Origin of the sequence: Lysinibacillus sp. LK3, from assembly GCF_001043675.1 — a bacterium.
In the GTDB taxonomy this organism is placed as follows: domain Bacteria; phylum Bacillota; class Bacilli; order Bacillales_A; family Planococcaceae; genus Lysinibacillus; species Lysinibacillus capsici.
This window is the reverse complement of the sequence record NZ_LDUJ01000034.1, coordinates 104,450-127,897: the sequence shown is the minus strand read 5'-3', so window position 1 is coordinate 127,897 and position 23,448 is coordinate 104,450. Positions and strand designations below refer to the sequence as shown.

Here is a 23,448-nt window from a genome sequence, read left to right as displayed (position 1 = left end):
ATCATGTTTGATGTCCAAAATTTTTGTTTTGTTCACTAACCGAAGCTAGCTACTTAAAACTTTATTGATTACGTTTTGCTTGTTCAGTTTTCAAGGTTCATGTTTCTTTATTTCGTTGTCACCTCTTGGCGACTTATACATAATAACATCGATTATTCATGAAAGTCAACACTAAATCATAAGTTTTTTTAAAGAGATTCATTTTTTATTTTAATTTTAGAAACGAGGTTATCATTATGGTCCGTAAAACGTTGATTTCACTGCTTTTAATTGTAATGCTTTTTGCCTTTTTAAAGCCTATAAATTCAACGATGATTTCTGTATTTAATATTGCGAATGCACCAGTAGTGGTCACAAAAGGACATTATGGCACATCTCTTATTGTAGAGATCTCTTTCTCTGATGACTCTCTATTAGAATGGCTCCAAACGGTGAAAGAGCCTTATCCACTTCTACTTTTAGATGCTGGTTGGATAAAACGGTCACCCGATCATTTAAAAATTATCCAACAACGAAAATTGCCTACAGGATTACTTGGGCCGGATGATTCAGTAGAAGAACCCGTTGACATTGCACTCATCCAAAAGGATATTGATACTTACGAAAAATATTTAAAAGAAAAACCTTTATGGTTTGCTACCCGAAATCATCAATATTCACAGGATTTACAGAAAGCCTTATTCCAACAACAAATGAATTTACTATCTCCTTCGCTTATTTGGCAAGGTGAGAAAACTCCGAAATTACAAAAAGGTGATTTTGTCTTTTTCCCGCTCCATCAAAATAATCAAATATCCCTTAAAGAGCTTAACACTCTCATACAACAGCATAAGTTTATGTCGATTGAAGAAAATATATTTGGTTATAAGGTTCAAACTAAAAAAGCGCCATAAAAAAATTGCCTCCAATACAGCGAGGCAATTTTTTCCTTATGCGTTTTTAGCCTGTTCACGACGAGCTTGGCGTCGTGCTTCTAATTTTTGACGATCTTCATCAGATTTTGCATTATATTTAGGTAATACTAATAATTGATACGCATTAACCGCCAATAATGGGAATAATAAAAGCGCAACATACTCATTAATATTTTCATCGCGACCCATCAAGGCAATTGTCCATTCCAACGTTGTAATGACAATCATAAAGAATAGTGCCGAAATCATTACATGTTTTTTCCCTGTTAATTTTACTTTTTGAACAGCTGTTGCTATTGCCCCAAAAATGAGGACAATTAATAGTCCTACATAGAACAACCAGCTTTGCCCATCCTTCACACCAGGAATAAAGCGGAAGAAAATTATATCGAAAATCGTTATGGCAATTAATAATAGCTGTACCCAATTCCATAATGTCAGTGTTCTAAAAATATTAACACCTACCTGATGAAGTGTTAAATAAGCAAAAAAGCCAGCTTGCGCTATAACACTCATTGTAAACCCTAAGAAAACCATCCATAAAAGTCCAGCGGAAAACTCACCCCATTGACCGTTTGCTATGTATGGTTGGAAGAATTCCCAGCGAATAAATAAACTAAAAACTCCGTTGACTGCACCACCAACGAGCATTGCAAAGAAGAAAAACTTTGCCCAATTTCGTATCGTCACTACTAAAAGTCCCCCAATTTCTCAATATATCTGTCCTTATTTTATCAATGCCTTGTTAAAAAAGCTATTTCTCATCCTAACCAATACATAAAGTCCTGAGAAATGTGAACAATAATTGAAAGAGTCTATCTAGAGAAAGGACTGATTGTCGATGCGAAAATTCACCTTATTACTGATTCTAATGCTTTTTCTTTCTGCCTGTTCACAAGATAAAACCTCTACCATGTCCTATGATGAAATAAAAAAAATCATGATTGACTCTTTACAAACAGAGGATGGTAAAAAGGCATTGCGACAGCTTTTAGAAGAGCCGAGTTTCCGTGAGCTCTTGATTTTAGAGCATGATGAAGTGAAAAAAGCTACCGAGGAAACTTTACTTTCCAAGGAAGCAGAAGACTTTTGGAAAAAAACCTTTGAAGATCCAAAGTTTAAAGAAACTGTTGCGAAAAGTATGCAAAAACAGCAACAGGATATTATGAAGAACTTAATAAAAGATCCGACTTTCCAAAAGGATATGGAGGCATTTTTCGGGCAACCCGATATGCAAAAGCAGTTGGAGACTATCCTTAAATCATCCAATATGCGCAAGCAAATGGAGGAAGTTGTAAAGGAAACGATCGAAAGCCCTTTAATGCAATCTAAATGGCAGGAACTTATTAAGAAAAGTGGCGAAACAGGTTCATCAGGAAGTGGCGATAAGAAAGAAGCGAGTGGCGATAGTGGTGGCGGATCGGATAAGGGACAAAAAAGTACCGAGTAACCTTGGTAATGTAAAAACGGATTTCCCCATAAAACTGGTGGAAATCCGTTTTTTATTATTTATTTAATTTATCGATGATTTTCGTCGCGATGTCTAAATAAATTTGTCCTGTTGTATGTTTTTCAGCGTATACAGAAGGAGCAAAATCTTCATCTGTCCAATCTGGTTGCCCAAGCGGGATTTGTCCAAGTAACTCTGTACGTAGTTCGTCAGCTAGCTTTGGTCCTCCTCCTTGCCCAAAGACAAATTCTCGGTCACCTGATTTAGATTCAAACCAAGCCATGTTTTCGATAACTCCTAAAATTTCATGGTCTGTTTGAAGCGCCATTGCCCCTGCACGAGCTGCAACAAATGCTGCTGTTGGGTGTGGAGTTGTTACAACAATTTCTTTTGATGATGGCAACATTTGATGGATATCTAATGCAACGTCACCTGTGCCAGGAGGTAAATCTAATAATAGATAATCTAATTCACCCCACTCAACATCACGGAAGAATTGATCTAATACTTTACCAAGCATTGGTCCGCGCCATACGATCGGTGCGTTATTTTCTACAAAGAAGCCCATTGAAATCATTTTTACCCCAAAGCGATCTACTGGGAAAATACGATTATCGACTACCTTAGGCATATCCGTTACACCCATCATATCAGGTACACTAAATCCATAAATATCTGCGTCAATTAAGCCGACTTTCTTTCCTAGACGAGCTAAAGCAACAGCTAAGTTTACTGATACTGTCGATTTACCAACTCCACCTTTACCAGAAGCAATTGAAATTACTTGGACTGTGCTTAATGGAGATAAAATATCTTGTGCTTCCGACTCTGTTGCTGTGCCACGGAAGCTTTGCAATTTTTCTGTTGATAGTTCTTCAAAACGAATACCAACAGTGTTTACACCTGCTTCTTTCAACACCTCAACAACTTTCATTTGTAGTTGTAATTGTTCCGGTGTATTCAGTTTAGCAATGGCAATTTTTACACTGACATGATTTTTTTCTTCTTTTATTGCTACGTTCGTAATACCATCTGTTTCTGCAAGCGATTTATGTAAAAATGGATCTTGTAGTTGTCCCAGTATTTCTCGTACTTGTTGTTCAGTAATCACGACGAACACTCCCCTTATATTGTCTCAATATTAGTATATCATAATGATTTGATTTACGTTGTAGATGTTGCTCTACTCAATTTTGGCTAATAAATAGTCTTCTATACCTTCAACTATGGCATCTGCCATTTTTTCTTGATAGTTTTTGTCCACTAATAATGCTCGTTCCTCATCATTACTAATAAAACCAGTCTCCACTAAAGCTGCAGGTACTTCCGCTTTCTTCAATAAATAGATTTGCTTAATAGACAATGCTTCACGGTCTGTATTTTTTAAATTAGTGCGAATGGATTGTTGAATACTCTTGGCAAGAATCTCTCCATCAGCATGTCCTTCCTTATGGTAAAATACCTGTGCGCCACGCCATTTTGTTTCAGGAATGGCATTTGCATGAATAGTTATAAATACATCAGGCTTTTCCTTTTCCACGATATCCTTTCTTAGGAAGATATCTTGCTTTTTCCGTTCTCTCATTGTTCCATATTTTTCTGATGGCGCATGCTCATCGATTACATCACCATTTTTTGTTCTTGTCATTATAACCGTTGCGCCTTTTTTCTTTAATTGCTTCTCTACATGCTGAGCAATTGCAAGTGTAATATCCTTTTCAATCACTTCGCCCTTTGAAGCTCCTCCGTCCTCACCACCATGCCCTGCATCAATGACAATTTTTATGCCACCAAGTGGGTCCGGTAAGAAGAAGTTACGGTCCGAAGCATTTGTTTCATATGCCACGACCACTATACTCATAAGCATAATTACTCCTAGTGCAAGCCAGCGCTTCACCCATATACACCACCCTTTTACATTTAGTGTACGAAATTAGTGGATGAACTATGCCAGAAAGTAAAAAAAACTCCCAAGTCACAAACTTGAGAGTTTTAATTTCTTCTATATTAAGGGAGGAAGAATTTTATTGGTTTGTAAAAGTAGGTTTGAATTCACCTGTATATGGCTCATGCTCTACAAATACAGTTATATCATTGCCATCTTTGTCTTTACCTGTTCGTTTATACGTGAACTTCTTATCGTTGATTTCTGTAATTTCAAGAGCTACACCATACTTATTATCACCGACAGAAACATGCGCTCTTATTTTATTATCATGAATGACATTAAAGTAACCATAGTCTCCACGACTTTCACCTGTTTCAGGATTAAAGAACTCATATTTATTTGTATTTGCATCATACTTTGCAATGCTAATGAAATTTGAATTGAATTCTGTTACATCATTACCCGCTTCATCTAACACAACTGTTCCATGCCATAGTGTATCAGCGAGAATTTTATCTCCGTCAACGTCTGTAACAATTTGACCTGTAGAAGCATCTAACGTTTTATCGGAATCAGTAAATGCCAGTTCTTTTTCTTTATATGGAATATGTTCCACGAATATTTCTACATCATTGCCCGCAGCATCTTTACCCATTCTCTTATAAGTAAAGATACTATCGTTTAGCTCAGTGATCTCGACAACTGCTTGGTAGTTTTTTGATTCGGAAATTAATATTCTTTGTTTCCCATCATTTGTGATAAAGAATGTCCCTTTATCCTCACGGCTTTTACCTGTAGCCTTGTCAAAGAATTCATAATGACCTGTCTGGGCATCATATTTTGCTAAGCCAATGAAGTTTGCGTTCTCCGCCGTTAAATCATTGTGATCTTGATCATAAACCTTTGTACCTTGCCAATTTGTACTACTTAGAACATTAGCCATTTCTTGTCCCTTTGTTAATTGCTCTTTGGCAGTATTTTCTGTTACTGTACTTTCTGTTTTAACTTCCTCACTATTTGTCTTATTGCCTTTTGCAGGCTCCTTATCTTGACACGCTGCCAGTAATGCAATAGCTGCAACAGATACTATTAATAATTTTTTCATACCTACTTACCTCCATCGGTTAGTTTATATTTTGAATTACATCAAACCCATAATGACAATTTTTAAAAATGAAAGGTTTGTTGTACCTTCTAAAAACTATATTAAAGTGGAATGTTAAACTCCCCCTAAATAATTTCTTAAAAAAACATAAACTTATACGAAAATATTTTTAATATATATTAAATCTGTACACTAATAGTGAGGTTTATGTAAAAAGCTATTTATTTTTTTCTACATATACTTAATTTATGGGTGATCGACATTTCTCACAAACGAGTACTTCAACATTATTTATTATAGGAAAAAGCTAAGCCTAGCATATCTTTTTAATATTACTCGTATAATTCGCAACATGTTACCATATTTTTATAAACGGAAAAGTAGGCTACAGTGATATACCATTAGTCATTTGGCTGTTTTAACCAAAGAAAAGAGGGTGGAAAAATGAATGATCAATTAATACTTTCAGCAGCGAACGGTGATATTGATAAAGTATTAGCACTTCTGCAAAAAGGCATCAATATTAATACAACGGATCAGAATGGAAGAACCCCTGTCTTAGCTGCCACTTATAATAACCAGGTGGATACTGTGAAGGTGCTCATTCAACATGGTGCTGATATTAATATTAGAGATAATAACCTTGAGAACGTACTTTTACATGCAGGGGCATCAGGCTATTTAGAAATCGTTAAACTTGCCATATCTGCAGGGGCAGATACAAAGCTAACTAATCGCTTTGGTGGAATTGCCATCATCCCTGCATCCGAACGTGGACATGTTGAGGTGGTCCGAGAGCTACTTAATCACTCGGACATTCATGTCAATCACATTAATAATTTGCATTGGACAGCTCTATTGGAGGCAGTCATATTAGGCAATGGTGGGGAGAAACATCAAGAAATTGTGCAATTATTGGTGGATCATGGTGCTGATATAACTATTGGAGATCAAGATGGTGTCACACCATTGCAGCATGCAAAAAAACTAGGCTTTTATGAGATTGAGCAAATTTTAAAAGAAGCTGTACCCGAACGAAATAACAGTTAACACTATAGGAGATATGATCATATACTTTTCTAGATGGCCTCACTTCGGAATTAGCTTACCTGTTGCATCAATTTCACCTGCAATTTCAAAAGAAATAACGTTAAGCAATCTTTGGGTTACTTCACAGATTGCTTTTTATGATGGAATGACAAAAAGACTCTTTCCTCGAAAGTAGAAAGAGTCTTTTTGTCTGCCTCTGACTCCGTAAAGACCAAATCATCTTTAAACGGTACGCCATTTGTAAAGGTTACGAATTCTCTTCTGGTAATAGAATAATAACAGTAGTTCCTTTTCCTTCTTCACTATATATACGGAGACTGGCATTTCTCATAAGCTTAAATTTTTTCAAAGGATTCGTAAATCCAATACGTGAGTTTTCTTCATTTACTAATCGTTGCAACTTTTCTTCTGAGATACCGACCCCATTATCATAAATTTTAATACGTATAAATTGACCTTCTCGTTGCACACTCACCTCAATAGTACCACCTTCTTTTTTCTTCGAAATCCCGTGAAAAACTGCATTTTCAACTATAGGCTGAATTGATAATGCTGGAATCAAAGATTGAATGGACTCATCAATATCATACGCAACTGTAAGACGATCACCAAAGCGCATTTTTTCAATATAGAGATATGCTTTTACAAGATCTATTTCATCTTCTATTGAAACCATGCTGTTACGATAATGGACATTTAGCTTGGCACGGAAATAGGTGGCTAAACTGTATAACGCCTCTCGTGTATTCTCTATATTTGTATAGCTTAAGCCGATAATAGTGTTAAGTGTATTGTAGACAAAATGAGGAGTTACTTGCGCATATAAATAATTCATTTCATCTTCAATCGCATCAATGGAAGATTGTCGAACCGCTAGTAATGATTGAATACGCACTAGTAATTCATCCATCGCAATCGGTTTTTGCAGATAATCATTTGCCCCAACTTGTAAAGATAGCACTAAATCCGAATGCTGCATAATTGCTGTTAAAACTATAATCGGTAATTCCAACATATCGTATTGCTTTCGTACTTGTTTGCATAATTCATAGCCTGACATACCATTCATCATTAAATCGACTAACATACAATCTACTTTATGTTTCTTTATATAATCTATCGCTTCAAACCCATTATCTACTCCAATAACGGTATAGCCTTTTTGAATTAATACGTCCACTAGTACTTTTATATTCACATGATCATCATCAACAATGAGTATGGCTTTGTCATTACCTTTATGCAGTAATGGTAAATCTAGCTGTAGTATAGTATTATCTGCTCGATTTCCTATCTGGTGTTGTGTTTCAATATCTAGTTTTTCGAGTGTGGCAAGTGGCACCGTAAATGTAAAAATTGTTCCAACACCTAATGTACTTGTTACATGAATTTCCCCATTTAACTGTTCTACTATATTTTTTGAGATACTTAATCCTAACCCAAGACCCCCACTTTTTTTACCTTTCTTTACTTGATAAAAAGAATTAAAAATTCGATCTAAGTCTTGTGATGGTATACCAATTCCAGTATCGCTTACTTGTATTTCCATATAATCATTACGTACACTAGCTAAGACTGTAATTTGCCCATGTTTTGTATGTTGCAGAGCATTATAGAGTAAATTATAAAGCACTTGTTTCAATCGTAATTCATCTGTATACATATGGGGTAAATTAGAATCTACTGCACTCATTAACCTTATGGATGTATCACTCGACATTAAACTACGAATTTCCTCAATTACTTCATCAATTACGCTTATCGGAACAACACGAGGGATAACACGAACTTCTCCGGTCATATGATTCGAAGAAATCAATAAATCCTCTACTAAATAACCTAAACGTTGCGCGACATTATGTATTAAAATGACATTTTCTTGTTGCTCACGCTTTAAAGGTCCTTGTACACCTTCCATTAATGATTTGGATATATTTAAAATACCATTTAAAGGCGTACGTAATTCATGAGACGTTTTCAATAAAAACTCATCCTTCATTTGATTATGCATCAAAAGCTCTTCCGATAACGCTTGAACTTCCTTAAAAGAAGTATTTGCTCGGAAGCTAAGCAGAGATGCAAAACTATAGAGTGTAAAAATAAACAATAATTGTTCACTATAAACCATAGGTATATCAAAAATGTAATACATTACCATTAAAAAAGTATAACAAGTAAGAGATACTAAAAGAATTAGAATATAACGTGAGCCATCTACACCTTTCATAAGCACACGTAATAGCACAAACACATTATAAAGCCCAACTGGAATAAAAATTACTGCAAAGATTATTTGGGAAAGAACTAGATTTTCTATTGGTATAATCATACTATTTTTTGTCATCGGGTTGTAAATCCCATAGATAAAAAAAAGTAAACCTAACAAAATACTAATAATATAAATTGCTTTTTTCCTCATAAACTCCGGATACAAATAATAGAGAAATAATGCTAAACAAACATCAACAAGTGGTAAAATCCCTAATTGGAAACGTACTTGTTCATTTATAGTTAAATGTGTAAAAATAAGGAAAAATATTTTTTCATTTGTAAACGACATGTACAGTCCGAATAATATAGTGAATAACCCCAAAAACAATTCTTCTTTTCGCTTCCGATTTTGACTATACGATATAATATAAATTGCACCGAATACAATATAACCAATACATACAAACGATTCTGCTAAAATTTTCATGCTAAAATCTCTTTGAATAGCTTCCTTTGTTCCAAACTCAATAGGAAAAGTAATACCGGATTTTGGATAATTATAATTCCCCACATGAATTACTATATCAAGCATTAGATTCTCACTTGGTGCAAACACCGTATATTTATCATCATTTTCGAACTTAAAGTCCTTTAAGGTTTCACTCGGATTCCCCTTACTACCTACATCTTTTCCATTTATGAAAACACGGTTAGATTGACGAATTGAACGAATGTATAATCCATATTCCCCTTCAACTGGTACATTTATCTTAACATGATACGTTCCTACAGTAAGCCCTTCCTCATTTGGTTCTACAAAGCTATTCCAAGTAGCTGGTACCTCAATTGGTATTTTCTCGCTCTCGTACGCGTCGAATGAATCGCTTGATGCTATTAAGATATTTGGATAGAAAGACCATTCTCCATCTAGTTTTAAAATAGTCTTTTCTTGTAGTTCTTTTTCTTCAATCGTAACGATCCCATTTTGCGCAATCGGCTGACTACTACTAACAAAATACTCTCCATTGCCAATAAAGTATACGATAATAAATAGCATGATAATGGCCAAAGTAATGCTAATATTTTTTTTCACTATCACCCCTCCCCTACTTGAACACAATTATATATAACATCAAACTATCAGTTAGTTAGAATGAAATCCATTATGCAATATGACTTTCACCTGTATTTCATTAGTCCTCTTAGGCATCCTATCATAGGGCTGTTAAACAAATTCTGAACAAATCATATTGTTTTTGTTATCGACGTAAAAAAAGCTCCTCTCAGGTAAACCTGAGAAGAGCTTGAAATCGTTGATATAACAACGATATTAACGTTTTGAGAACTGAGGTGCACGACGAGCGCCGCGTAGACCTGGTTTTTTACGTTCTTTCATGCGTGAATCACGAGTAAGTAATCCAGCTGATTTTAATGCAGCACGGAAATCTGGGTCTACTTGAAGTAGAGCACGAGCGATACCGTGACGAACAGCACCAGCTTGACCAGTGTATCCACCACCGTTAACGTTTACGTGGATATCATAGCTTCCTGTAGTTTCAGTAGCTACTAATGGTTGTTTAATTACTTCGCGTAATGCAGCGAATGGTACGTATTCTTCGATTTCACGTTTGTTGATAACAATTTTACCTGTACCTGGTACTAAACGTACGCGAGCTACAGAGCTTTTACGGCGACCAGTGCCGATGTATTGAACTTGTGCCAAAGTAATATCCTCCTCTTAATTTATATTATCCGCGAAGCTCGTATGCTTCTGGTTTTTGTGCAGCATGTGGATGCTCTGTTCCAGTGTAAACATTAAGTTTAGTGAACATTTTGCGACCTAAAGAGTTTTTAGGAAGCATTCCTTTAACTGCTAATTCGATCATTCTTGTTGGGTACTTATCTAGCATTTCACCAGCAGTACGTGTTTTTAAACCACCCGCAAATTGAGTGTGGTGACGGTATAATTTACCCTCTAATTTGTTACCAGTTAAATGGATTTTGTCAGCGTTGATGATGATTACGTGATCACCTGTGTCAACGTTTGGTGTGAATGTTGGTTTATGTTTACCACGTAAGATTGCAGCTACTTCAGAAGCTAAACGTCCAAGAGTTTGGCCTTCTGCATCAACTACTAACCATTTACGGTCTACTTCGTGACCTTTAGCCATGAATGTTGTACGCATGTATATATCCTCCTAATCGATTCGATTACCGTTATTTTTCATTAGACTACACTATAAGTTTCGGGGCTTATTTGTGGTGGTAATGAAAATACCATCTGTTATCATATAATGAATGACTTTTAAAGTCAAGCAATTTCATTAAACACCTGGTGAAGTTGTTCAGAATTATAGAACGCCACTAATAGAATACTTTTTCTAAGTATAGCCCTTGTGGTGGAGCGGTTTTTCCTGCCTTATCACGATTACCTGAAGCAACTACATGGGACACATTGTCAATCTTACGCCGACCTATCCCAACCTCCCAAAGAGTACCTGCAATAATACGTACCATATTATATAAGAAGCCATTCCCTTCAATCACCATATGTAGCTCTTCACCATGCCATTCAAATTGTAACAATGTTACTGTGCGTACTTTATCTTTCACGCTTGTATTCGCCGCGCAAAAACAAGAAAAGTCATGTGTACCAATAATAGCCTTAGCTGCCTCTTGCATCGCCTCTACGTTAGGTTTGACCCCATTGGTCTCCACAGTATAATATCTGCGGAATGGACTTTGGATAGGCTCACAAGACCAAATATAGCGATATCTTTTTCCAGCCACATCGTAACGCGCATGAAAGTCATGTGCCACTTCCTCAACCGATAATACACGAATATCTCTTGGCAGTTGCACATTCAAAGCCTTACTATATTTTTCTGCTGGAATGACAAGTGGTGTGTCGAAATGCAATGTTTGCCCTGTCGCATGTACTTTAGCATCTGTACGACCACTTGCAGTTACCTTAACCTGTTCTCCCTTATGCATAATAGCTAGAACACGCTCAAGCTCAGCCTGCACTGTGCGTTCACCTGGCTGTACCTGATAGCCCGAAAAAAGTGTGCCATCATAGCTTATAATTACTTTTAATCGTCGCATATAGCCTACTCCTTTAACTTCTATAGAAGAATAGCAATACGCCTATTGCTACTAATAACACAATCGCAAATGTGTCCCCCATATCCCATTTTAACCTACGGTACCTAGTGCGTCCTTCACCACCGCGATAGCCTCTTACTTCCATCGCTGTTGCTAAATCCTCAGCCCGTTTAAATGCACTGACAAAGAGAGGCACAAGCAATGGTACTACTGCCTTTATACGGTCCTTAATTGGCCCAGATGATAAATCAGAGCCTCTTGCCATTTGTGCCTTCATAATTTTATCCGTCTCATCCATTAAGGTTGGAATAAAGCGTAATGAGATGGACATCATTAAAGCCAATTCATGTACGGGTACTTTTATTGCTTTTAAGGGATTCAGTAGAACCTCGATACCATCTGTAATGGAAATCGGCGATGTAGTTAACGTTAAGATTGACGTCATAAATACTAATACTAGAAAACGAATTGAGATAAATATTCCTCGCCTAATCCCTTCGTCATAAATCGTAATGAAGTTTGATTCAAACACAGGGACGCCTTCCTTCGTCATGAAAATATGGAGAAGGAATGTGAAGGCCATCAAAAAGAGTACTGGTTTGAGTCCATTTATTAAAAAGTATAGACGAATGCGCGATACTAATACAATCAGTAGCGTGAATGCGAGTAACATAGCATATGTCACGGTATTATTGGCTAAAAACACAATAATAATAAAGGCGAACACAAAGATCAGCTTTGACCGTGGATCAAGTTTGTGTACAGGTGAATCACCAGGTAAGAAGCGACCAAAGATCATTTTTTCCATCATGACTCTGCACGCTCCTCTCTAAGGGCTTGAGCAATTTCAGCAGCAAGCTCTTCCTCTGTTAAGCAAACCTTAGACAAGGAATGCCCCATCATGTGCTCAATCCTTTGCTGAAAGCGGACAATACGTGGTGGCTCTAAACGGAATTCCTTTAATGTTGCAACATCTTTAAAAATAACTCGTGGTGATCCACTTAAGACATTCTTTCCTTCATGCATAATCACAATATTATCTGCATATCGAGCTGCATCCTCCATACTATGGGTTACTAGAATGGTTGTGAGATGACGTTCTTGATGGAGCTGATAAAACATATCCATAATTTCCTTTTGACCACGTGGATCAAGACCTGCTGTTGGTTCATCTAAGACAATAACCTCAGGGTCCATCGCCAAAACGCCTGCAATCGCTACTCGACGCATTTGACCACCTGATAAATCAAACGGTGATTTATCCAAAACGTTATCTGGCAAACCGACTAAGCTGACAAGTTCTCTTGCACGAGCTTCAGCCTCCTCCTCTGATATACCAAAGTTCATTGGGCCAAACATAATGTCCTTCAACACGGTTTCTTCAAATAGTTGATGCTCTGGAAATTGAAAGACAATGCCGACCTTTTGTCTTACAGTTTTTAAATCCTTTGCTTTTTTCCCAGCTACAATAAGACGATCCCCTATATGTACTTCTCCTGAAGTAGGTCTTAGAAGCGCGTTAAAATGCTGCAAAATCGTTGATTTCCCAGAACCGGTATGGCCAATTATCGCTTGATAAGTATGAGATGGAATGTCAAAATCCACATCGAATAATGCCCGTTTTTCAAAGGGCGTTCCTTGTGCATAGGCATAGCTTACTTGTTGAAGTTTGATGTCCATAAATCATTCACCAACTCTTCTTCTGTCATATGTTGCCCCATTAATGGAACACCTTCCTTTTGCAATAGCTTTGATAACTTCAAGGCAAATGGCAAATCTAGTCCAAATTCAACTAGCTTGTCCCCAAGTGCAAAGATTTCAGCAGGTGTACCTTCTGCAAATTTCTTACCATCATTCATAAAAAGAACACGATCCGCTAACATTGCCTCTTCTAAATCATGGGTAATAGATAAAACTGTTAATCCTGTTTCTGCACGTAATGTTTGAACCGTTTGTAACACCTCTGCACGCCCCTGAGGATCTAACATGGATGTAGCCTCATCTAAAATTAAAAGCTTCGGCTTTAATGCAAGTGCCCCAGCAATGGCTACACGCTGTTTTTGTCCACCAGATAAATGATGTGGCTCATGGTCTAAAAACTGACTCATTTTTACCTGTTCGAGTGCCGCATGTACACGTTTTACCATTTCTTCAAAGGGGATACCGTTGTTTTCCAAGGCAAATGCTACATCATCCTGTACCGTTGCTCCAACGAATTGATTGTCAGGGTTTTGAAAGACCATTCCCATTAAGGAGCGAGATTCCCAAAGATTTTCTTCATTCAAGGGTTCTCGCAATATTCGTACATCTCCATGTTGAGGAAACAATAAACCATTCATCAGCTTGGCAATAGTGGACTTACCAGAACCATTATGTCCTACTATAGCAATCCACTCACCTTCTTCCACAGCAAAGCTAACATTTTCAACAGCATTACGAATATTTGGATTTTCTGGTGTATATGAAAAAGTTACATTATTTAAAGATAAAATTTCAGGCATACTAGAACTCCTCTCCCTACGCTCAGCTCTACTAATTAACTTACACTTTTTTATGTATGAATTCTACTACAATCCGTATGTCGATAAAAGAAAAATACTACAATAACAACTCAAATTGATATTGGTTTAATAAATAACAAGATAACACCCATATATTAAAAAAAGCACCACAAATTGGCGCCATCTAATCTAATAAAAAAGCGCGCACCTCATTCGATAGAAATGCGCTAGTCGTTACATTTACAAGAAATATGGGTGCTCAAGCCCTTATTTCTCCTGAATGAGGTGCGGAGAGCTAAACGAGACGCCACACTAATAAGTGTCCGCTCATCATAACGCTCAGCTTAATTATTTGTCGTATAAATCATTTATAAAGAAAGAGGGTGGTGATTCCCACCCTCTTCACCACAAGTTTTCTCTTATGATTAAACTAGTTCAATCACAACAACAGGTGCACCGTCGCCACGACGAGGACCTACTTTAAGAATACGAGTGTAACCACCTTGACGCTCAGCATAACGTGGTGCAACATCATCAAATAACTTTTGAAGTGCAAATGATGTTGATTCGTTACCTTCTGCATCAGTCGTTGTTACTAGTTCACGACGGATAAATGCAGCAGCTTGACGGCGTGCATGTAAATCTCCGCGTTTACCTAAAGTAATCATTTTTTCAACAGCTTTACGTACTTCTTTAGCGCGAGCCTCAGTAGTTTCGATACGCTCGTTGATGATTAAATCAGTAGCTAAGTCACGTAACATCGCTTTACGTTGAGAACTTGTACGACCAAGTTTTCTGTAACCCATGGATGTTTCCCTCCTTTATAGAAAAAAATCTGATCTTGTTAGTTGTGTTTAAATCGCTTAGTCTTCTTTGCGTAATCCTAAACCAAGCTCTTCTAACTTCGCTTTTACTTCTTCTAATGACTTGCGTCCAAGGTTACGAACTTTCATCATGTCGTCTTCTGATTTATTCGCAAGTTCTAGTACTGTATTAATACCAGCGCGTTTTAAACAGTTATAAGAACGAACAGAAAGATCAAGCTCTTCGATAGTCATCTCTAAAACTTTTTCTTTTTGATCTTCTTCTTTTTCGACCATGATTTCAGCAGTTTGTGCCTCATCTGTCATGCCAACGAAGATGTTAAGATGCTCGGTTAAAATTTTTGCTCCGAGCGAAATCGCCTCTTTCGGACCGATGCTGCCATCTGTCCACACATCAAGAGAAAGTTTGTCGTAGTCAGAAGACTGACCAACACGAGTATTTTCCACTTGGAAATTGACGCGTGATACTGGAGTGTAAATAGAGTCGATCGGGATCACGCCGATAGGAAGATCCTCACGTTTGTTTTGATCAGCAGGAGTGTAACCACGGCCGCGTTGTGCATACATACGCATACGTAAATGACCGTTTTTAGCGATTGTTGCAATATATAGATCTGGGTTTAAAATTTCTACGTCACTGTCATGTGTAATGTCAGCAGCCGTAACTGTACCATCGCCTTTAACATCAATCTCAATAACTTTTTCTTCGTCAGAGTAGATTTTAAGAGCTAGTTTTTTCACGTTCAAAATGATTGAAGCTACATCTTCTACTACGCCTTCTACAGTTGAGAATTCGTGAAGAACACCATCAATTTGAATTGAAGTGACAGCAGCTCCTGGTAATGAAGACAGAAGGATACGACGTAAAGAATTACCCAAAGTGTTTCCATATCCGCGTTCAAGCGGTTCTACAACAAACTTTCCATATTTGGAATCTTCGCTGATCTCCACCGTTTCAATCTTTGGTTTTTCAATTTCGATCATTTTATTTACCCTCCTTCAAAACATCGAATGTATAGGTTCTTTCCATCATAGATTCGATCGTCAATGACGTATCGTTTATTATCTGCACAAGACAGTCTGTACAAAAAATGATGTTCTCATACAATATGAGACGCACCCATTACACGCGACGACGTTTTGGCGGACGGCAACCATTATGAGGAACTGGAGTAACGTCTTTAATAGCAGTTACTTCTAAACCAGCAGCTTGAAGTGCACGAATAGCAGCTTCACGACCAGCACCAGGACCTTTAACAGTTACTTCCAACGTTTTCAGACCATGTTCAAGGGATGTTTTAGCAGCAGTTTCTGCAGCCATTTGAGCAGCGAATGGTGTAGATTTACGTGAACCACGGAAACCAAGAGCACCAGCACTTGACCAAGATACAGCGTTACCTTGCATATCTGTAATCGTTACGATTGTATTGTTAAATGTAGAACGAATGTGTGCGATACCAGATTCGATATTCTTTTTCACACGACGTTTACGAGTTTGTTGTTTACGAGCCATGTTAAGAAGGAACCTCCTTTACCAATTATTTTTTCTTGTTCGCAACTGTTTTACGAGGACCTTTACGCGTACGCGCATTGTTCTTCGTATTTTGACCACGAACAGGTAAGCCACGACGGTGACGGATACCACGGAATGAACCGATTTCCATCAGACGTTTAATATTTAATGAAGTTTCGCGACGTAAGTCACCTTCAAGTTTGTATGAATCTAATTGTTCACGGATTTTGTTTAACTCATCTTCAGTTAAGTCGCGTACGCGTGTATCTTCTGAAATACCTGCATCAGCTAGTACTTTCTGAGCTGTAGTTTTACCAATACCGAAAATGTACGTTAATGAAATTACCACGCGTTTGTCGCGAGGAATATCAACACCAGCAATACGTGCCATGTACGTTGTGCACCTCCTTTAGAATTAACCTTGTTTTTGTTTATGTTTAGGATTTTCACAGATTACCATTACTTTACCGCGTCGGCGAATTACTTTACATTTTTCGCAGATCGGTTTCACAGATGGTCTCACTTTCATCTAACCTAACCTCCTTAGTAGTCCGGAGCGCAAAAGATTATTTAAAACGGTATGTGATACGACCGCGAGTTAAATCATAAGGAGATAACTCAATAGTAACCTTATCTCCAGGTAGAATACGGATAAAGTGCATACGAATCTTACCAGATACGTGTGCTAGAATCACATGTCCATTTTCTAATTCTACCTTAAACATCGCGTTTGGCAAAGTCTCAACAACTGTCCCTTCGACTTCAATTACATCATCTTTCGCCATCTACTCTGTCTCCTCTCTATATGCAAATTAAAGTTCTCATCGTTACATCAAACGGATATCTGCTGCAACTTTAGAAGCAACCTCGTTTCAACATATGTTTGGATTGTATGAGAGATGTTTGAAAGACGCTCGTCTGGTTTCGCTTCACACAATCCACGGAATATACAGAACCAGTAAGGGCACTGAATCTCCCATGTTTACACGAATACCGGAATGTCTTGGATGAGATATTCATACCCGTTACACAGATGCTTCCACGAAACCCATTATACTCCTCCAAAAGGTATGTTGCACTTTTAAGAAGAAATATATACCGGGCACAATATGCTTTTGCAACTCTCAAAAAAATTATGTTTCGTTGTTGCTCCCGCATGCCTCCCGCGGAAGCAGTACTCTGCGCCCGGAGCCGGGTATCAGCTGCGGCTGCTCTGTAATAGAGCATCAAGATCAGCAAACACTTTGTTAATATCTTGCTGTCCATCTATATTAGTTAACACGCCTTTAGCTTGATAGAAATCAAGTAGAGGTTGTGCTTGTTTCATATTTACTTCCAGACGGTTCGCAACCGTTTCAGGATTATCATCTGCACGTGTATAAAGCTCGCCACCATCTTTATCACATTTCCCTTCCTCAGCAGGAGGATTGAAAATTAAATGATAGGATGTACCACAAGTTTTACAAATACGTCTACCTGAAAGACGAGCAATTAACTCATCCTTTTCAACTTGAATGTTTAATGTATGCTCAATAGCTTTACCTAGGTCAGCAAGAATGCTATCTAAGGCTTCAGCTTGAGGAACAGTACGTGGGAAACCATCTAATAAGAATCCTTTTTCACAATCAGGTTTAGCCAGTCGCTCACGAACAATACCAATCGTTACTTCATCAGGTACAAGTGCACCTTGATCCATAAACGACTTAGCTTGTAAGCCTAGTTCAGTACCTTCTTTAATTGCAGCACGGAACATATCGCCTGTAGAAATATGAGGAATTGCGTACTTCTCAACAATTTTATCTGCCTGCGTACCTTTACCAGCACCTGGCAGACCCATTAAAACGATATTCATTAGGAAATATTCCTCCCACAAAAGGTTTGCTGATTAAAGGAAACGATGGAACGTTCCCTAAAAACCAACATTATTTCATAAAGCCTTTGTAGTGACGTTTAACAAGTTGAGATTCTAGCTGCTTCATCGTTTCGAGCGCTACGCCGACTACGATAATAATACTAGTACCACCGATCTGCACTGAGGCAGGTAGATTCATAAAGTTTATGAATATAACCGGCATTACTGAAATAACAGTTAAGAAAATCGCGCCGACAAATGTCAGACGATATAACACGCTTGTTAAATACGTTTGAGTGTTTTCACCAGGACGAATACCTGGAATATAAGCACCTTGCTTTTTCAAGTTATCTGCCACATTTTCTGGATTCACTTGTACGAATGCATAGAAATATGTGAATGCGATGATTAATGCCACATAAATAATCATTCCAACAGGTTTTGTATGATCAAACGTGTTATTAATGAAAGTTGTAACATTATTTTCACCGAAGAACGGAACTAACGTACGAGGTGTCATCAGAAACGCTGAAGCAAAGATTACAGGAATAACCCCTGCAGCATTTACTTTTAACGGTAAATGAGTTTGTTGACCACCAGTTTGTTGATTTCGCCCAGTAACTCGTTTTGCATATTGAATTGGAATTTTACGTAGTGCTTGTTGCACGTAGATAACTCCAATAACAACCGCAAGCAAGATTAAAACAAGTAGACCAAGGATAATTAGGTTGATAAATAGCTTATCACCCGCACCCTCGATTTGTTGTGCATAGATTTGGTTGATACCTGTAGGTAATGCCGCAACGATACCTGCGAAGATTACAACAGAAATACCATTACCAACGCCATGCGCAGTAATTTGATCAGCAAGCCATACTAGGAATGCTGTACCCGCTGTTAATACAATAGAGATTATAACATATGTTAAAACCCCTTCTTCCTTAATCAATGACCCGCCATACATTCTATTAAAACCAAATGACATCGCGAATGATTGAATAAAAGCAAGAATAATAGTAAAGTAGCGTGTAAATTGCGCAAGTTTACGTCTTCCGACTTCACCTTGCTTTGCCCACTCAGCAAACTTCGGTACTACGTCCATTTGCAATAACTGAACAATAATTGAGGCTGTGATGTAAGGCATAATCCCCATTGCAAAGATGGAGAAGTTCTTTAAAGCACCACCGCCAAAAGTATTCAGGAAACCAACGAGGTTAAACTCATCAGTTGCCTTTAATACATTAGCGTCAACGTTAGGTACTGGAATGAAAGTTCCAATACGAAAAACGATTAACATTAAAAGTGTGAAAATGATTTTATTTCTTATATCTCGAACACGCATAAAGTTAGAGATTGTCTGAAACATTAAATCACCTCAGTAGTTCCGCCGGCATTCTCGATTGCTTCTTTCGCTGAAGCTGAGAATTTATGAGCTTTGACAGTAAGCTTTTTATTAAGAGTTCCGTTGCCTAGAACTTTAATTCCAGCTTTTTCATTGCTCACTAGACCAGTTTCAAGTAATAATGCAGCAGTTACCTCTGCACCGTCTTCGAAACGGTTTAAAGCATCAAGGTTAACGATCGCGTATTCTTTACGGTTAATGTTCGTAAAGCCACGTTTTGGTAAACGACGGAATAATGGGTTCTGACCGCCTTCAAAGCCTGGGCGTACACCGCCACCAGAACGAGCGTTTTGACCTTTATGACCTTTACCTGCTGTTTTACCGTTACCAGAACCGATACCACGACCAACGCGGTTGCGTTGCTTACGAGAACCTTCTGCTGGTTTTAACTCATGCAGTTTCATAGTGGGTGGCACCTCCTTGTTCAATAATTGGAAATTAAATTTCTTTTACAGTAACTAAGTGAGCTACTTTATCAAGCATACCGCGAGTAGCTGCGTTATCAGCTTTCTCTACAGTTTGGTGTAATTTACGTAAACCTAAAGCTTCAACAGTTTTGCGTTGTGCAGGTTTAGTACCAATCACAGATTTAGTAAGGGTGATTTCTAATTTGTTAGCCATTATCTTTCCCCCCTTATCCTAATAGTTCTTCCACTGATTTACCACGTAATTTAGCTACGTCCTCTACGCGTTTTAATTCAGTTAAACCTTGAATTGTTGCACGCACCATGTTAATTGGTGTGTTAGATCCAAGTGATTTTGAAAGAATATCAGTAATACCAGCAAGTTCTAGTACAGCACGTACTGGACCACCAGCGATAACCCCTGTACCAGGAGCAGCAGGTTTGATTAGGATTTCTCCTGCACCAAAGCGACCTTGCACTAAGTGTGGAGTTGTTCCACCTACGCGTGGCACTTCGATTAAGTTTTTCTTCGCATCTTCAACAGCTTTGCGGATAGCATCTGGCACCTCTTGAGCTTTACCAGTACCGAAACCTACATGACCGTTTCTATCGCCAACTACAACTAATGCTGTGAAGCGGAAGCGACGTCCACCTTTAACAACTTTAGCAACGCGGTTAATAGTAACTACGCGTTCTTCAAGTTCTCCAAGTTTGTTTGCGTCAATACGACTCATGAAATGTGTCCCTCCTTCTTATTAAAATTCTAAACCGTTCTCACGTGCAGCTTCAGCTAAAGCTTTAACACGTCCATGATATAAGTAACCACCACGGTCAAATACTACAGCAGTAATATTTTTTTCCGCAGCGCGTTTTGCGATTGTTTCACCGACTTTAGTTGCTGCGTCAACATTGCTACCAGCACCTTCGAAACCATTTTCTTGAGAAGATGCGCTAACAATTGTTACGCCTGCTACGTCATCGATAAGTTGCGCGTAAATGTTCTTGTTAGAACGGAATACGTTTAAGCGTGGACGCTGAGCAGTACCCGAAATTTTAGAACGAACGCGAGCATGACGTTTTTTACGAACCTGATTTTTATCTTGTTTCGTAATCACAAGGGTCACTCCTTTCTAATGCTTAAGCTGCATTATTTACCTGTTTTACCTTCTTTACGACGAACATATTCGCCTTCATAACGAATACCTTTACCTTTATAAGGCTCTGGTGGACGAACGTCACGGATGTTAGATGCAAGAGCACCAACGCGTTCTTTGCTGATACCTTTAACGATGATCTTTGTGTTTGAAGGAACTTCAATTTGTAGACCATCTTCAGGTGTGAACTCTACTGGATGAGAGTAACCTACGTTAAGTACAAGTTTATTACCTTGTAATTGCGCACGGTAACCAACACCGATAAGTTCTAAAGCTTTTTCGAAACCTGCAGAAACACCAGTAACCATGTTCGCAAGAAGCGCACGAGTAGTACCGTGGTTTGTGCGGTGTTCTTTTGAATCAGAAGGACGTACTACAGTGATTACGTTACCCTCTTGCTCAATTTTCATATCTTGGTGGAAAGAACGAACAAGTTCGCCTTTAGGACCTTTAACAGTAACAGTGTTGTCAGCTGCAACAGTAACAGTTACGTTAGCTGGTACCTCGATAATTTTTTTACCTACACGAGACATTTAGTTGCACCTCCATTCATTTATTGCTAATTACCAAACGTATGCTAGAACTTCGCCGCCAACTTGTTTAGCGCGAGCTTCTTTATCTGTTAATAAACCTTGTGAAGTTGACACTAAAGCGATACCAAGACCGTTCAATACTTTAGGTACTTCATTTGTTTTAGCATATACACGTAAACCAGGTTTAGAAATACGTTTTAAGCCAGTGATAACGCGCTCGTTATCTTTTCCATATTTTAAGAAAATACGGATGATACCTTGTTTGTTGTCTTCCACGTATTCTACGTCACGTACGAAACCTTCACGCTTTAAAATTTCAGCGATTTCTTTTTTCACGTTGGAAGCTGGTACTTCTAACTTCTCGTGACGAACCATGTTCGCATTACGAATGCGAGTAAGCATATCTGCAATCGGATCAGTCATTGTCATTACATTTACCTCCTTCCCAAATTAGGGGATTACCAGCTGGCTTTTTTCACGCCAGGAATTTGTCCCTTATATGCAAGTTCTCGGAAACAAATACGGCAAAGTTTGAATTTGCGATATACTGAATGTGGACGACCACAGCGTTCACAACGTGTATACTCTTGCACTTTAAACTTTTGCTTACGTTGTTGTTTAACGATCATAGATTTTTTAGCCACGTTTTCGCCCTCCTTGTTTGATTACTTTTGGAACGGCATACCGAATTGTGTCAATAACTCGCGAGCTTCTTCGTCAGAGTTCGCTGTCGTTACGATCACGATGTCCATACCGCGTACTTTTGAAACTTTATCGTAATCGATTTCTGGGAAAATTAATTGTTCTTTAACACCTAGAGTGTAGTTACCGCGACCATCGAATGCTTTTTTAGAAACACCACGGAAGTCACGTACACGAGGTAGTGAGATAGAAATTAATTTGTCCAAGAATTCATACATACGCTCACCGCGTAATGTAACTTTAGCACCGATAGGCATACCTTCACGAAGACGGAAACCTGCGATCGATTTTTTAGCTTTAGTTACTACTGGTTTTTGACCAGTGATAATTGTTAATTCTTCAACAGCTGCATCTAACGCTTTAGAGTTTTGAACTGCATCACCAACACCCATGTTGATAACGATTTTCTCAACTTTCGGTAGTTGCATAACTGATTTATATCCAAATTTGCTCATAAGAGCTGGAGAAACTTCATTTAAATATTTTTCTTTTAGGCGGCTCATGTGTGTACCTCCCTTCTATTTATACTAATTAGTCGATTACTGCACCTGATTTTTTTGCTACACGAACTTTTTTACCGTTTTCGATTTTATAACCTACACGAGTCGGCTCGCCAGATTTAGGATCGATTAGCATTACGTTCGAAACGTGAATTGCAGCCTCTTGGCTAACAATACCACCTTGTGGATTCAATTGGTTAGGTTTAACGTGTTTTTTCACGATGTTCACACCTTCAACAAGAACGCGATCTTGTTTTGGGAAAGCAGCAAGGATTACGCCTTCTTTGCCTTTATCCTTACCAGTGATTACCTTAACCTTGTCACCTTTTTTTACATGCAT

General features: G+C 38.1%; 30 protein-coding genes and 2 pseudogenes. 3 read left to right on the top strand and 29 right to left on the bottom strand.

Going from position 1 to position 23,448, the window contains the following annotated elements:
* Positions 1-236: 236 nt before the first annotated feature.
* Positions 237-893 carry a hypothetical protein gene (locus VK91_RS20945; RefSeq protein WP_048395584.1) on the top strand — a complete coding sequence of 219 codons (657 nt, stop codon included), beginning with the start codon at positions 237-239 and terminating at the stop codon, positions 891-893.
* 36 nt (positions 894-929) lie between these two features.
* On the opposite strand, the gene VK91_RS20940 is transcribed toward VK91_RS20945, so the two are convergent.
* Entirely contained in the window at positions 930-1,604 is a 675-nt protein-coding gene (locus VK91_RS20940; RefSeq protein ID WP_048395583.1) for a KinB-signaling pathway activation protein, read from the bottom strand.
* 151 nt (positions 1,605-1,755) lie between these two features.
* On the opposite strand from VK91_RS20940, the gene gerD reads away from it, so the two are divergent.
* A complete protein-coding gene (gerD, locus tag VK91_RS20935; RefSeq protein ID WP_004233763.1) occupies positions 1,756-2,364 on the top strand; it encodes a spore germination lipoprotein GerD in 609 nt (202 codons plus the stop codon).
* Between the two features lie 55 nt (positions 2,365-2,419).
* Here gerD and VK91_RS20930 read toward each other — a convergent pair whose 3' ends face one another.
* From VK91_RS20930 to VK91_RS20920, 3 genes and pseudogenes are all read right to left on the bottom strand, one after another.
* Positions 2,420-3,475 carry a P-loop NTPase gene (locus VK91_RS20930; protein WP_004233758.1) on the bottom strand — a complete coding sequence of 352 codons (1,056 nt, stop codon included), beginning with the start codon at positions 3,473-3,475 and terminating at the stop codon, positions 2,420-2,422.
* 72 nt (positions 3,476-3,547) lie between these two features.
* Positions 3,548-4,261 (bottom strand): N-acetylmuramoyl-L-alanine amidase, encoded by a 714-nt coding sequence (locus VK91_RS20925; RefSeq protein ID WP_004233756.1) that lies wholly within the window; start codon positions 4,259-4,261, stop codon positions 3,548-3,550.
* Between the two features lie 127 nt (positions 4,262-4,388).
* Positions 4,389-5,216, bottom strand: a pseudogene (locus VK91_RS20920) (DUF4822 domain-containing protein); the annotation flags it as partial.
* 585 nt (positions 5,217-5,801) lie between these two features.
* Here VK91_RS20920 and VK91_RS20915 point away from each other — a divergent pair.
* Positions 5,802-6,407, top strand: a complete 606-nt coding sequence (locus VK91_RS20915) for an ankyrin repeat domain-containing protein (RefSeq protein ID WP_048395581.1) — start codon at positions 5,802-5,804, stop codon at positions 6,405-6,407.
* 247 nt (positions 6,408-6,654) lie between these two features.
* Here the strand turns inward: VK91_RS20915 and VK91_RS20910 are convergent, their stop codons facing one another.
* The 25 genes and pseudogenes from VK91_RS20910 to rplX all read right to left on the bottom strand — a co-directional run bounded on the left by VK91_RS20910 (position 6,655) and on the right by rplX (position 23,448).
* The gene (locus VK91_RS20910; RefSeq protein WP_048395577.1) at positions 6,655-9,711 is read right to left on the bottom strand and encodes an ATP-binding protein; all 3,057 of its coding nucleotides are present in this window, start codon (positions 9,709-9,711) and stop codon (positions 6,655-6,657) included.
* Between the two features lie 237 nt (positions 9,712-9,948).
* Positions 9,949-10,341, bottom strand: coding sequence for a 30S ribosomal protein S9 (rpsI, locus tag VK91_RS20905; RefSeq protein WP_004233744.1), 393 nt, complete (start codon positions 10,339-10,341; stop codon positions 9,949-9,951).
* A 25-nt stretch (positions 10,342-10,366) separates the two neighbouring features.
* A complete protein-coding gene (rplM, locus tag VK91_RS20900; RefSeq protein ID WP_004233742.1) occupies positions 10,367-10,804 on the bottom strand; it encodes a 50S ribosomal protein L13 in 438 nt (145 codons plus the stop codon).
* 178 nt (positions 10,805-10,982) lie between these two features.
* Positions 10,983-11,723, bottom strand: a complete 741-nt coding sequence (gene truA, locus VK91_RS20895) for a tRNA pseudouridine(38-40) synthase TruA (protein ID WP_048395576.1) — start codon at positions 11,721-11,723, stop codon at positions 10,983-10,985.
* A 13-nt stretch (positions 11,724-11,736) separates the two neighbouring features.
* Positions 11,737-12,534 carry an energy-coupling factor transporter transmembrane protein EcfT gene (locus VK91_RS20890; RefSeq protein ID WP_048395574.1) on the bottom strand — a complete coding sequence of 266 codons (798 nt, stop codon included), beginning with the start codon at positions 12,532-12,534 and terminating at the stop codon, positions 11,737-11,739.
* Positions 12,531-13,403, bottom strand: coding sequence for an energy-coupling factor ABC transporter ATP-binding protein (locus VK91_RS20885; protein WP_048395573.1), 873 nt, complete (start codon positions 13,401-13,403; stop codon positions 12,531-12,533). Before VK91_RS20885 ends, VK91_RS20890 begins: the two co-directional genes overlap by 4 nt.
* On the bottom strand, positions 13,379-14,224 hold the full coding sequence (locus VK91_RS20880) for an energy-coupling factor ABC transporter ATP-binding protein (RefSeq protein ID WP_048395572.1): 846 nt from the start codon (positions 14,222-14,224) through the stop codon (positions 13,379-13,381). The genes VK91_RS20885 and VK91_RS20880 overlap by 25 nt, the downstream gene beginning before the upstream one ends.
* A gap of 425 nt (positions 14,225-14,649) precedes the next feature.
* The gene (gene rplQ, locus VK91_RS20875; protein ID WP_008181938.1) at positions 14,650-15,030 is read right to left on the bottom strand and encodes a 50S ribosomal protein L17; all 381 of its coding nucleotides are present in this window, start codon (positions 15,028-15,030) and stop codon (positions 14,650-14,652) included.
* 57 nt (positions 15,031-15,087) lie between these two features.
* Positions 15,088-16,032 (bottom strand): DNA-directed RNA polymerase subunit alpha, encoded by a 945-nt coding sequence (locus VK91_RS20870; RefSeq protein WP_004233733.1) that lies wholly within the window; start codon positions 16,030-16,032, stop codon positions 15,088-15,090.
* A 139-nt stretch (positions 16,033-16,171) separates the two neighbouring features.
* Entirely contained in the window at positions 16,172-16,561 is a 390-nt protein-coding gene (rpsK, locus tag VK91_RS20865; protein WP_004233731.1) for a 30S ribosomal protein S11, read from the bottom strand.
* Positions 16,562-16,586: 25 nt separating this feature from the next.
* Positions 16,587-16,952, bottom strand: a complete 366-nt coding sequence (rpsM, locus tag VK91_RS20860; RefSeq protein WP_004233729.1) for a 30S ribosomal protein S13 — start codon at positions 16,950-16,952, stop codon at positions 16,587-16,589.
* Between the two features lie 24 nt (positions 16,953-16,976).
* Positions 16,977-17,090: a 50S ribosomal protein L36 gene (gene rpmJ / locus VK91_RS20855; RefSeq protein WP_000868344.1), complete on the bottom strand. Its 114-nt coding sequence runs from the start codon at positions 17,088-17,090 to the stop codon at positions 16,977-16,979.
* A 37-nt stretch (positions 17,091-17,127) separates the two neighbouring features.
* A complete protein-coding gene (infA, locus tag VK91_RS20850) occupies positions 17,128-17,346 on the bottom strand; it encodes a translation initiation factor IF-1 (RefSeq protein ID WP_004233690.1) in 219 nt (72 codons plus the stop codon).
* An 86-nt stretch (positions 17,347-17,432) separates the two neighbouring features.
* Positions 17,433-17,510, bottom strand: a pseudogene (locus VK91_RS22775) (type I methionyl aminopeptidase); the annotation flags it as partial.
* Between the two features lie 249 nt (positions 17,511-17,759).
* Entirely contained in the window at positions 17,760-18,413 is a 654-nt protein-coding gene (locus VK91_RS20845) for an adenylate kinase (RefSeq protein WP_004233689.1), read from the bottom strand.
* A gap of 70 nt (positions 18,414-18,483) precedes the next feature.
* On the bottom strand, positions 18,484-19,779 hold the full coding sequence (secY, locus tag VK91_RS20840) for a preprotein translocase subunit SecY (protein WP_004233672.1): 1,296 nt from the start codon (positions 19,777-19,779) through the stop codon (positions 18,484-18,486).
* Positions 19,779-20,219: a 50S ribosomal protein L15 gene (gene rplO, locus VK91_RS20835; protein WP_004233670.1), complete on the bottom strand. Its 441-nt coding sequence runs from the start codon at positions 20,217-20,219 to the stop codon at positions 19,779-19,781. The genes secY and rplO overlap by 1 nt, the downstream gene beginning before the upstream one ends.
* A 34-nt stretch (positions 20,220-20,253) precedes the next feature.
* Entirely contained in the window at positions 20,254-20,436 is a 183-nt protein-coding gene (gene rpmD, locus VK91_RS20830) for a 50S ribosomal protein L30 (protein WP_004233668.1), read from the bottom strand.
* A gap of 13 nt (positions 20,437-20,449) precedes the next feature.
* Positions 20,450-20,953, bottom strand: coding sequence for a 30S ribosomal protein S5 (gene rpsE / locus VK91_RS20825; RefSeq protein WP_004233664.1), 504 nt, complete (start codon positions 20,951-20,953; stop codon positions 20,450-20,452).
* Positions 20,954-20,974: 21 nt separating this feature from the next.
* Entirely contained in the window at positions 20,975-21,334 is a 360-nt protein-coding gene (gene rplR / locus VK91_RS20820) for a 50S ribosomal protein L18 (RefSeq protein ID WP_004233662.1), read from the bottom strand.
* A 32-nt stretch (positions 21,335-21,366) separates the two neighbouring features.
* Entirely contained in the window at positions 21,367-21,906 is a 540-nt protein-coding gene (gene rplF, locus VK91_RS20815; RefSeq protein WP_048395570.1) for a 50S ribosomal protein L6, read from the bottom strand.
* Between the two features lie 30 nt (positions 21,907-21,936).
* Positions 21,937-22,335 carry a 30S ribosomal protein S8 gene (rpsH, locus tag VK91_RS20810; RefSeq protein ID WP_008181717.1) on the bottom strand — a complete coding sequence of 133 codons (399 nt, stop codon included), beginning with the start codon at positions 22,333-22,335 and terminating at the stop codon, positions 21,937-21,939.
* A gap of 29 nt (positions 22,336-22,364) precedes the next feature.
* Positions 22,365-22,550, bottom strand: a complete 186-nt coding sequence (locus VK91_RS20805) for a type Z 30S ribosomal protein S14 (RefSeq protein ID WP_004233656.1) — start codon at positions 22,548-22,550, stop codon at positions 22,365-22,367.
* Between the two features lie 21 nt (positions 22,551-22,571).
* Positions 22,572-23,111 (bottom strand): 50S ribosomal protein L5, encoded by a 540-nt coding sequence (gene rplE, locus VK91_RS20800; protein WP_004233654.1) that lies wholly within the window; start codon positions 23,109-23,111, stop codon positions 22,572-22,574.
* A 28-nt stretch (positions 23,112-23,139) separates the two neighbouring features.
* Positions 23,140-23,448: a 50S ribosomal protein L24 gene (rplX, locus tag VK91_RS20795; RefSeq protein WP_004233652.1), complete on the bottom strand. Its 309-nt coding sequence runs from the start codon at positions 23,446-23,448 to the stop codon at positions 23,140-23,142.

Excerpts from the sequence above, each read along its gene's own strand:
- VK91_RS20945 (WP_048395584.1), top strand. The coding sequence starts at position 237 with ATGGTCCGTAAAACGTTGATTTCACTGCTTTTAATTGTAATGCTTTTT.
- gerD (WP_004233763.1), top strand. The coding sequence starts at position 1,756 with ATGCGAAAATTCACCTTATTACTGATTCTAATGCTTTTTCTTTCTGCC.
- VK91_RS20915 (WP_048395581.1), top strand. The coding sequence starts at position 5,802 with ATGAATGATCAATTAATACTTTCAGCAGCGAACGGTGATATTGATAAA.
- rplM (WP_004233742.1), bottom strand. The coding sequence starts at position 10,804 with ATGCGTACAACATTCATGGCTAAAGGTCACGAAGTAGACCGTAAATGG.
- truA (WP_048395576.1), bottom strand. The coding sequence starts at position 11,723 with ATGCGACGATTAAAAGTAATTATAAGCTATGATGGCACACTTTTTTCG.
- VK91_RS20890 (WP_048395574.1), bottom strand. The coding sequence starts at position 12,534 with ATGATGGAAAAAATGATCTTTGGTCGCTTCTTACCTGGTGATTCACCT.
- VK91_RS20885 (WP_048395573.1), bottom strand. The coding sequence starts at position 13,403 with ATGGACATCAAACTTCAACAAGTAAGCTATGCCTATGCACAAGGAACG.
- VK91_RS20880 (WP_048395572.1), bottom strand. The coding sequence starts at position 14,224 with ATGCCTGAAATTTTATCTTTAAATAATGTAACTTTTTCATATACACCA.
- rplQ (WP_008181938.1), bottom strand. The coding sequence starts at position 15,030 with ATGGGTTACAGAAAACTTGGTCGTACAAGTTCTCAACGTAAAGCGATG.
- VK91_RS20870 (WP_004233733.1), bottom strand. The coding sequence starts at position 16,032 with ATGATCGAAATTGAAAAACCAAAGATTGAAACGGTGGAGATCAGCGAA.
- rpsK (WP_004233731.1), bottom strand. The coding sequence starts at position 16,561 with ATGGCTCGTAAACAACAAACTCGTAAACGTCGTGTGAAAAAGAATATC.
- rpsM (WP_004233729.1), bottom strand. The coding sequence starts at position 16,952 with ATGGCACGTATTGCTGGTGTTGATATTCCTCGCGACAAACGCGTGGTA.
- rpmJ (WP_000868344.1), bottom strand. The coding sequence starts at position 17,090 with ATGAAAGTGAGACCATCTGTGAAACCGATCTGCGAAAAATGTAAAGTA.
- infA (WP_004233690.1), bottom strand. The coding sequence starts at position 17,346 with ATGGCGAAAGATGATGTAATTGAAGTCGAAGGGACAGTTGTTGAGACT.
- VK91_RS20845 (WP_004233689.1), bottom strand. The coding sequence starts at position 18,413 with ATGAATATCGTTTTAATGGGTCTGCCAGGTGCTGGTAAAGGTACGCAG.
- secY (WP_004233672.1), bottom strand. The coding sequence starts at position 19,779 with ATGTTTCAGACAATCTCTAACTTTATGCGTGTTCGAGATATAAGAAAT.
- rplO (WP_004233670.1), bottom strand. The coding sequence starts at position 20,219 with ATGAAACTGCATGAGTTAAAACCAGCAGAAGGTTCTCGTAAGCAACGC.
- rpmD (WP_004233668.1), bottom strand. The coding sequence starts at position 20,436 with ATGGCTAACAAATTAGAAATCACCCTTACTAAATCTGTGATTGGTACT.
- rpsE (WP_004233664.1), bottom strand. The coding sequence starts at position 20,953 with ATGAGTCGTATTGACGCAAACAAACTTGGAGAACTTGAAGAACGCGTA.
- rplF (WP_048395570.1), bottom strand. The coding sequence starts at position 21,906 with ATGTCTCGTGTAGGTAAAAAAATTATCGAGGTACCAGCTAACGTAACT.
- rpsH (WP_008181717.1), bottom strand. The coding sequence starts at position 22,335 with ATGACAATGACTGATCCGATTGCAGATATGCTTACTCGCATTCGTAAT.
- rplE (WP_004233654.1), bottom strand. The coding sequence starts at position 23,111 with ATGAGCCGCCTAAAAGAAAAATATTTAAATGAAGTTTCTCCAGCTCTT.
- rplX (WP_004233652.1), bottom strand. The coding sequence starts at position 23,448 with ATGCATGTAAAAAAAGGTGACAAGGTTAAGGTAATCACTGGTAAGGAT.